The 8,122-nt window shown below is 47.2% G+C and carries 7 protein-coding genes; 3 read left to right on the top strand and 4 right to left on the bottom strand.

What is annotated here, in order from left to right:
• Positions 1-134: 134 nt before the first annotated feature.
• On the top strand, positions 135-698 hold the full coding sequence (locus ACTHUE_RS07915; protein WP_049332503.1) for a peptidylprolyl isomerase: 564 nt from the start codon (positions 135-137) through the stop codon (positions 696-698).
• Positions 699-820: 122 nt separating this feature from the next.
• Positions 821-1,678 (top strand): CAF17-like 4Fe-4S cluster assembly/insertion protein YgfZ, encoded by an 858-nt coding sequence (gene ygfZ, locus ACTHUE_RS07920; protein WP_440361123.1) that lies wholly within the window; start codon positions 821-823, stop codon positions 1,676-1,678.
• A gap of 396 nt (positions 1,679-2,074) precedes the next feature.
• Here the strand turns inward: ygfZ and ACTHUE_RS07925 are convergent, their stop codons facing one another.
• The 3 genes from ACTHUE_RS07925 to alaS form a co-directional block, all read right to left on the bottom strand.
• Positions 2,075-2,980 (bottom strand): TIR domain-containing protein, encoded by a 906-nt coding sequence (locus ACTHUE_RS07925; protein ID WP_070849820.1) that lies wholly within the window; start codon positions 2,978-2,980, stop codon positions 2,075-2,077.
• Positions 2,981-3,244 (bottom strand): hypothetical protein, encoded by a 264-nt coding sequence (locus ACTHUE_RS07930; RefSeq protein WP_049351259.1) that lies wholly within the window; start codon positions 3,242-3,244, stop codon positions 2,981-2,983.
• Between the two features lie 163 nt (positions 3,245-3,407).
• Positions 3,408-6,302 (bottom strand): alanine--tRNA ligase, encoded by a 2,895-nt coding sequence (gene alaS / locus ACTHUE_RS07935; RefSeq protein WP_070822080.1) that lies wholly within the window; start codon positions 6,300-6,302, stop codon positions 3,408-3,410.
• Between the two features lie 250 nt (positions 6,303-6,552).
• On the opposite strand from alaS, the gene ACTHUE_RS07940 reads away from it, so the two are divergent.
• Positions 6,553-7,683, top strand: a complete 1,131-nt coding sequence (locus ACTHUE_RS07940; protein ID WP_003685623.1) for a polyamine ABC transporter substrate-binding protein — start codon at positions 6,553-6,555, stop codon at positions 7,681-7,683.
• A gap of 166 nt (positions 7,684-7,849) precedes the next feature.
• Here the strand turns inward: ACTHUE_RS07940 and ACTHUE_RS07945 are convergent.
• A partial coding sequence (locus tag ACTHUE_RS07945; protein ID WP_440402828.1) for a class I SAM-dependent methyltransferase occupies positions 7,850-8,122 on the bottom strand: 273 nt, incomplete at its 5' end.

The following is an 8,122-nucleotide window of genomic DNA, read 5'->3' on the forward strand; positions in this document are numbered from 1 at the left end:
TTTTTATCCCTTTTCAGACGGCCTGATTTGATTGCCTTATGTTTTTTGCTTGAAAAATCTTACATGTTTTTTATGGATTTCACGCGAAACAAGGTTAATATTCCATTTTCACAATACATCATTCGAGAAGACATATGAAAAAATCCATCAAACTGACCCTGTGCGCCCTCGCACTCTCACTTTCCGTGCAAGCGCAAGCGGTTACCCATGCCGTGATTGAAACCAATATGGGCAACATCCAACTGGAATTGGATGAAGTCAAAGCGCCGAAAACCGTGGCAAACTTTGTCAATTATGCCAAAAAAGGTTTTTACGACAACACGATTTTCCACCGCGTTATCGACAATTTTATGATTCAAGGCGGCGGATTTACCGAGAAAATGGTTCAAAAATCCACCGATAAAGCCATCACCAATGAAGCATACAACGGCTTGAAAAATAACGTCGGCACCATCGCTATGGCGCGCACCGGCGATCCGAATTCAGCAACCAGCCAGTTTTTTATCAATACAGCCGACAACGACTTTTTGAATTTCAAAAGCAAAACCCCTCAAGGCTACGGCTATGCCGTTTTCGGTAAAGTCACTTCCGGCATGGACGTGGTCCGTAAAATCAGCAAAGTGAAAACAGCGACACGCGGCTATCATCAAGACGTTCCAACCGAAGCCGTGATTATCCGTAAAGTCAGCATCAAATAATTTTGATTGTTTGAACCCAAACAACAGGCCATCTGAAACATTCAGACGGCCTGAATTTATTTATTTGATAATAAGCGGCAATTTGGGCGATAATTCAGCATCTACCATTTAAGGAGTCGATTATGCAAACCCGCCTGCCTTTTTTCAGCGTTGTCCGTGTCAGCGGTGAAGACAGAGCTTCATTTCTTCATGGTCAATTATCCAACGATATTAATAATTTAGCTTCTGGTCAAGCATGTTATGCTACATACAATACGCCTAAAGGCCGTGTGTTGGCCAATATGTTGGTCGTCAATCGCGGAGAAGATTTACTGTTGGTCATGGCTCAAGATTTGACCGAAGCCATCGTCAAACGCCTGAGAATGTTTGTCTTGCGTGCAAAAGTCGTCTTCGAGCTGATGCCTGATTTAGCAGTAAGCGGCGAGTTGGCAGACAATGCAGAACCTCATCCTGCTACCGAACCGCAACTGTCTTTTTCAGCCCAAATTCAAGAAAACACCGTAGAAATTGCCTTGCCGCACACAGGCCGTCTGAAAATTTCAGTAGCTGAAAATGCAGCCGAATATCAAGCAGGAGCCGAAAACGCGTGGAACCTGCACGAAATCCGCAGCGGCTATCCGTGGATTTGCGCCGCAACCAAAGAAGCGGCTGTTGCCCAAATGCTCAACCAACATATCATCGGCGCAGTCCATTTCCGTAAAGGCTGCTACCCCGGCCAAGAAATCATCGCCCGCGCCCAATACCGAGGCCAAGTCAAACGCGGTCTGGCCGTATTAAGCGGCGATTCTTTAGAAGCCGCCGGTATTGCCGTCAAAGTCGGCGAGGAAGAAGCAGGCGTTATTCTTAATACTGCACTCACAGAGCAAGGCAGCCTCAGCCTCGCCGTTATCAAGTTTTCCGTAACGGAAGCAGCATTGACCGATGCAGACGGCAATGCTTTGAAACAGGAAGAACTGTTTTTTACGGTAGAGAAAGATTGATGTTAGATGATTGAACAAAAAGCTTAAATATCAGCTTGAAATGAAAACAGAAAGGCCGTCTGAAATTCAGACGGCCTTTGATATTGAGTTTTGTTGGTACATGACCCAAGCTGCGTTTGCTGCCGACTGGATTACGGCATGGTTTGGAATCATTCGGTAGCAACAAAAACCGCGTGCGTGCGTACCGCACACACCCTACACCTCAATCTTAAGGTTTGCGTCGCCCGCAGTGGTAGGGTGTGTGGTCTAGCCACGCACGCGGTTGACAGGGGTGCGGGCTACGGCTTGCTGAAAACGGGGTTTGGGTTTTCAGACGGCCTTACAAAGATTTAAAACTGACGATTAGTTGGAAAACTTGGATTTGTAGGTCGGGCATTCATGCCCGACCTACTGCTGCTAACACAGTATATTTAGATCAATGGAATATCCTGCTTGTTTCAATTCGATAGCTAATTTTAACTTCCATCCTCCCGCGTCATCTACTTTCTGGTATACGACACCACTAATATCTGATGGAAATTCAACCTCTTCTTTAACCAATGCACACACTTTATTTCTTCCTAGTTTCCCTATAAGATAACCATGTTCAAAAACAACATTTTGTCTGGCTCTTGGTTTTAAATCGGTATCTAAATTACTTAACTTTTGACCACCAATATCACAGGGTGTATATAGAACAATTCCAAATCCAACATTCGTATATTCTTCAATTTTTTCAATAATAGTTTTTCCTGAGTTTGGTTGCTCATGTAGAATTATTGCGGATAAACCTAGTTTTTCAATAAGTCTTGCCACTTCTACTTTTAATAAATCATCTCTCCCATGCACTATAAATACGTTATTAGATACTATTGATGAGTTCTTTACTTCCATATTAGCCCCTTTCCTTGTGATGTAATTTTTATAATCTCGAGCAAATGGTATTAATACCTGCCTATTAAAGCTATGAATTCCTGCAATAATTTTATTGCCGCTATAGAAATAGTGATGGCAAAAATCAAGTACTTCGTTGGTATCATTAGATAACCAATTTACCAGCAAAATAATATAGCCCAATCTTTCTTTCATATCTGTTGGTAACAATAATTTTGAGCTACCAACAAAACTACCACCTGTGTTAGAGCTATCTTCTAGAAGTTTTTCTAAGTTTAAATTTTCTGTTAGCTCATCGTTGTGAACTTTTAAAACTTCATCATTTAATAGTTCGTTTAACCTTTTTAATGACCATTCAAAAGTTTGCAGTTCCGATGATTGCAAGTCCAATATAGCATTATTAATTTCTTCAAAAATATCTAATCCCATTTATTCACCTTTTTTGAGTCGTGCTTCGGCTGCTTCCCTAATAATTTCACTACGTGCATTTTCCTTGAGTCCCTCTAATAGCGAAGAAATTATTGGATTATTAATTTCATCTCCTGCTATTGAATCAAGACCATAATTATATTCCTGAATGGCTGATTCAATACTCAAAGGGTCAAATGGATCAAATTTAAGATTAATTGGTTGCGCCTCTAATTCGTTAAGTATCAGTTCTAGCTTATTGAGATTTTTCAAAAGAGATTTCATTTCAAATCCTTTGAGTTAAAAATATAATGATTATAGGATATATAAGGTTGGAGCATGCCCCAACATTCTTATATTTCACAAAATCTGTTGGATCGAGACCCAATCTACGGCTAGATAGTTGGCAAAGGCCGTCTGAAAACACGTTTCAGACGGCCTTTCCACATCAAGCCAGCTTCGCGCCGACCCAATCTTTCACGCTCTCAATCATCGCGGGCAGTTTCTCGACATCGCTGCCGCCGGCCTGTGCCAAGTCCGGTCTGCCACCGCCTTTGCCGCCGACTTGTTCGGCTGCAAATTTAACCAGATCGCCTGCTTTGACTTTGGCAGTCAACGGTTTGGATACGCCTGCGCACAGGGAAACTTTGCCGTCGTTTACTGCGGCGAGTAATACGATGGCTTGTTCTGATTTGCCGGTCAAGTCGGTCACGATTTCGCGCAGGGCTGCGGCATCGGCTTCGATTTGGGCGGCAACGAGTTTGGCTGCGCCCAAGTCTTTTGCGTTGTCCAAGAGTTTGGCGCCTGCGTGGACGGCGAGTTCGGCTTTGGCGCGTGCCAATTCTTTTTCCAATGCTTTGGCGTGTGCCGCGCCTGCTTGGATTTTCGCCAGTACGTCTTTTTCGGTTTGGGCTTTGGTTTCGGCAATGATGTCTTTAACCAAACGCTCTTGATCTTGCGCCCATTTGAGTGCGTTCAGGCCGGTGATGGCTTCGATACGGCGTACGCCTGCGGCAATACCGCCTTCGCTGATGATTTTGAAGAGGCCGATGTCGCCGGTGCGTGAAACGTGTGTACCGCCGCACAATTCGGTAGAGAAACCGCCCATTTGCAGTACGCGTACTTCGTCGCCGTATTTTTCGCCGAAGAGCATCATGGCGCCGGTTTTTTGGGCATCCTCCATGCTCATAATGGCGGCGTTGACGGCAACGTTGGCCAAAATGGCTTCGTTGACGCGGCGTTCGACTTCGGCGATTTCTTCGGAAGTTACTGCTTGAGGATGGGAAATGTCGAAACGGGTGGATTCGGCGGTAACTAAAGAGCCTTTTTGTTCAACGTGTTCGCCCAATACATCGCGAAGGGCTTTGTGCATCAAGTGGGTCGCGCTGTGGTTGCGCATATTGGCATTGCGGATTTCGTCATCCACTTTGGCGGTAACGCTGTCGCCGACTTTCAGACGGCCTGAAGTTTGTACGCCGAATTGACCGAATACGGCCGCTTTGATTTTTTGGGTATCGCGTACTTCAAAGCGGTTTTCGCCTGCGAAGATATAGCCGACGTCGCCGACTTGACCGCCGGATTCTGCATAGAACGGGGTAAAGTCGATAACGATGGCACCTTCGTCGCCTTCGTTCAATTCGTTGACTTGCTCGCCGTCTTTGTAGAGGGCGAGGACTTTGGATTCGGTTTGGCGTTCGCTATAACCTTTAAACTCGGTGTCCTGACCTTCGTAAGGCAGTTGGGCGTTGGCTTTGAAGCTTTGTGCGGCGCGTGCGCGTGCGCGTTGGGCTTCCATCTCACGCTCGAAGCCTGCTTCGTCCAAGTCGATGCCCAGTTCGCGCGCCATGTCGGCGGTTAGGTCGTAGGGGAAACCGTAGGTGTCGTAGAGTTTGAAGATGTGTTCGCCGCCGATAACGAGTTTGCTGTTGGCGATGTTGTCCATCAAGTAGGTGTTCAAGGCTTCGGCAAACGGTTTTTCCGCGTCGGGAATATGGGCGGTTTCCAAAGCAGCCTGCAAATCGATATACATGCCTTCGTTCAGGCTGCCTGAAACTCGAGGACGGATAACGATTTGCTTTTTGCCCGGAGTAACACGGGAAGCGGCGGTAAATTCCACACCATCTGCAGTTTTCAATGTCAGTGGTTTGCCCACACCGTCTTGCGGCAGCAGGCTTTCCAGTTTCAGGAATTTCATGCCGTTGAGCACTTGGTTGAACAAGCCCATGCCTTTTTCCAGCGTTTCGCCGAAGCGGCTTTCTTCCGCGCGCAAGGCTTCCATAATCTGTGTCTGTTTCTCTTTCAACTCAGGATACGCATCACCCATTACTTTGACTAAATCGGGCACAAGTTTGTAGAAAAACGCCTGTTTCTGACCGAGTTTGTAACCGTGGCGTACAGCGCGGCGGATAATGCGGCGCAATACGTAGCCGCGGCCTTCGTTGGAAGGCAATACGCCGTCTGCAATCAGGAAGGAGCAGGAGCGGATGTGGTCGGCGATGACTTTCAGGCTGGGTTCTTCCATGCTGAATGGCGCGCCGGTTTCGCGGGCAACGGCTTTGAGCAGGTCTTGGAACAAGTCGATTTCGTAGTTGCTGTGAACATGCTGCATGACGGCGGCCATACGCTCCAAGCCCATGCCGGTATCGACGGAAGGCTTAGGCAGCGGATTCATATTGCCTTGTTCGTCGCGGTTGAACTGCATGAATACGCAGTTCCAAATTTCGATCCAGCGGTCGCCGTCTTCTTCAGGGCTGCCCGGAATGCCGCCCCAGATTTCTTCGCCGTGGTCGTAGAAAATTTCGGAGCAAGGGCCGCAAGGGCCGGTGTCGCCCATTTGCCAGAAGTTGTCGGATGCGTATTTCGCGCCTTTGTTGTCGCCGATACGGACGATGCGCTCGGCAGGCATGCCGATTTCGTTCAACCAAATGTTGTAGGCTTCGTCGTCTTCTGCGTAAACGGTCGCCAAGAGTTTTTCTTTAGGGATATTCAACCATTCGGGAGAAGTCAGGAATTCCCAAGCGAAGTGGATCGCGTCGCGTTTGAAGTAGTCGCCGAAGGAGAAGTTACCCATCATTTCAAAGAAGGTGTGGTGGCGGGCGGTGTAGCCGACGTTTTCCAAGTCGTTGTGTTTGCCGCCTGCGCGTACGCATTTTTGCGCGGTAGTGGCGCGGTTGTAGGGGCGTTTGTCAAAGCCGAGGAATACGTCTTTAAATTGGTTCATGCCTGCGTTGGTAAACAGCAGGGTCGGGTCGTCGTGTGGCACGAGCGAGGAGGAGCGGACGATGGTGTGGCCTTTAGATTCGAAAAATTTTAGGAATTTTTGGCGTAGTTCGGTGGTTTTCATAATGTCTCGATAAATTTTTTACAAGGATTTCAGACGGCCCGGACGGCGCGTTGCGATTAAAAACGAATGGGCGTTATCTTACCGCAAAACCATATTTCAAGCTATCGGCAGAAAGGTTTTAAGTTGGCTGCAACCTATCTTTCAGACGGCCTTAAGCGGGACGATATCTTTTAACAATGAAGCCTATCCGCTCGGGCTTGCCTGCTTTATAATGCCTCTCTATTTTCAACCGGATACGCAAGGAATGATAATGACCAAACATCTGCCCCTCATCGTACTGACTGCGCTGGCGCTGGCCGGCTGCGGCGGCTCGGACAAAACTTCTGCCGACAAGGCGGCTCAAACCGATAATCAAAAGGTATTGAGCATTTACAACTGGTCGGAATATGTCGATCCCGAGACGGTTGCCGCGTTTGAGAAAAAACACGGTATCGCAGTAACTTACGATGTATATGACAGCGATGAAACGCTGGAAAGCAAGGTATTGACCGGCAAGTCGGGTTACGACATCGTGGGTCCTTCCAATGCGTTTGTCGGTAGGCAGATTAAGGCAGGTGCGTATCAAAAAATCGACAAATCCCTTATTCCCAACTATAAAAACTTGAATCCACAACTGATGAAGCTGATGGAAGGTGTCGATCCGGGGCATGAATATGCCGTTCCGTTTTATTGGGGTACTAACACCTTCGCTATCAATACCGAGCGTGTGAAAAAGGCTTTGGGCACGGATCAGCTGCCGGACAATCAATGGGATTTGGTGTTTAACCCCGAATACACGTCCAAACTCAAGCAATGCGGCATCAGCTATTTGGACAGCGCGGCGGAAATTTATCCTATGGTGTTGAACTATATGGGTAAAAATCCAAACAGCAGCGAAACGGCTGATATTAAGGCGGCTACGGAAGTCTTGAAGAAAAACCGTCCGTACATCAAGCGGTTTACCTCGTCCGGTTTTATCGATGATTTGGCACGCGGCGATACTTGTGTAACGATTGGTTTTGGCGGTGATTTGAACATTGCCAAACGCCGTGCGGAAGAAGCAGGCGGCAAGGAAAAAATCCGTGTGATGATGCCGAAAGAAGGCGTGGGGATTTGGGTGGATTCGTTTGTGATTCCGAAAGATGCCAAACATGTGGCCAATGCCCATGCATATATCAATGATTTCTTAGATCCTGAAGTTGCGGCGAAAAACGGCAATTTTGTTACTTATGCGCCGTCCAGCAAACCGGCTCAAGAGCTGATGGATGAAGAGTTTAGAAACGACAATACGATTTTCCCGACTGATGAAGATTTGAAAAACAGCTTTATCATGGTACCTATCCAACCGGCGGCGTTGAAATTTATGGTCCGCCAATGGCAAAGCGTGAAAGCAGGGACATAAGCTGATTTAAACGTATTAAGGCCGTCTGAATGGTGTAACCGAAATCCTTAATTTCATTTTACGGCTGTTCAGACGGCCTTTGTTTTGTGTCAGATTGGCTTGGGTAAGGTTTAAAAACAAAGGGCGTGTCTATCAATCACGCCCTTTGTGTTTGTTTCAGACGGCCTTAGAATTTCACGCCTTTATGCAGGGCAACGATGCCTGCGCTCATGTTGTGGTAATCCACGCTGTCGAAGCCTGCATCCAGCATCATTTGCTTCAAGGTTTCTTGGTCGGGGTGCATACGGATGGACTCGGCGAGGTATTGGTAGCTGTCGGCATCTTTGGCAATCAGTTTGCCCATAATCGGCAACAGTTTGAAAGAGTAGAGGTCGTACACGCCTTCCAAAGGTTTGTACACTTTGGAGAATTCCAACACCAGCAGGGTGCCGCCCGGTTT

It is taken from the genome of Neisseria sp. P0021.S005 (genome assembly GCF_051956955.1).

Excerpts from the sequence above, each read along its gene's own strand:
- ACTHUE_RS07915 (WP_049332503.1), top strand. The coding sequence starts at position 135 with ATGAAAAAATCCATCAAACTGACCCTGTGCGCCCTCGCACTCTCACTT.
- ygfZ (WP_440361123.1), top strand. The coding sequence starts at position 821 with ATGCAAACCCGCCTGCCTTTTTTCAGCGTTGTCCGTGTCAGCGGTGAA.
- ACTHUE_RS07925 (WP_070849820.1), bottom strand. The coding sequence starts at position 2,980 with ATGGGATTAGATATTTTTGAAGAAATTAATAATGCTATATTGGACTTG.
- ACTHUE_RS07930 (WP_049351259.1), bottom strand. The coding sequence starts at position 3,244 with ATGAAATCTCTTTTGAAAAATCTCAATAAGCTAGAACTGATACTTAAC.
- alaS (WP_070822080.1), bottom strand. The coding sequence starts at position 6,302 with ATGAAAACCACCGAACTACGCCAAAAATTCCTAAAATTTTTCGAATCT.
- ACTHUE_RS07940 (WP_003685623.1), top strand. The coding sequence starts at position 6,553 with ATGACCAAACATCTGCCCCTCATCGTACTGACTGCGCTGGCGCTGGCC.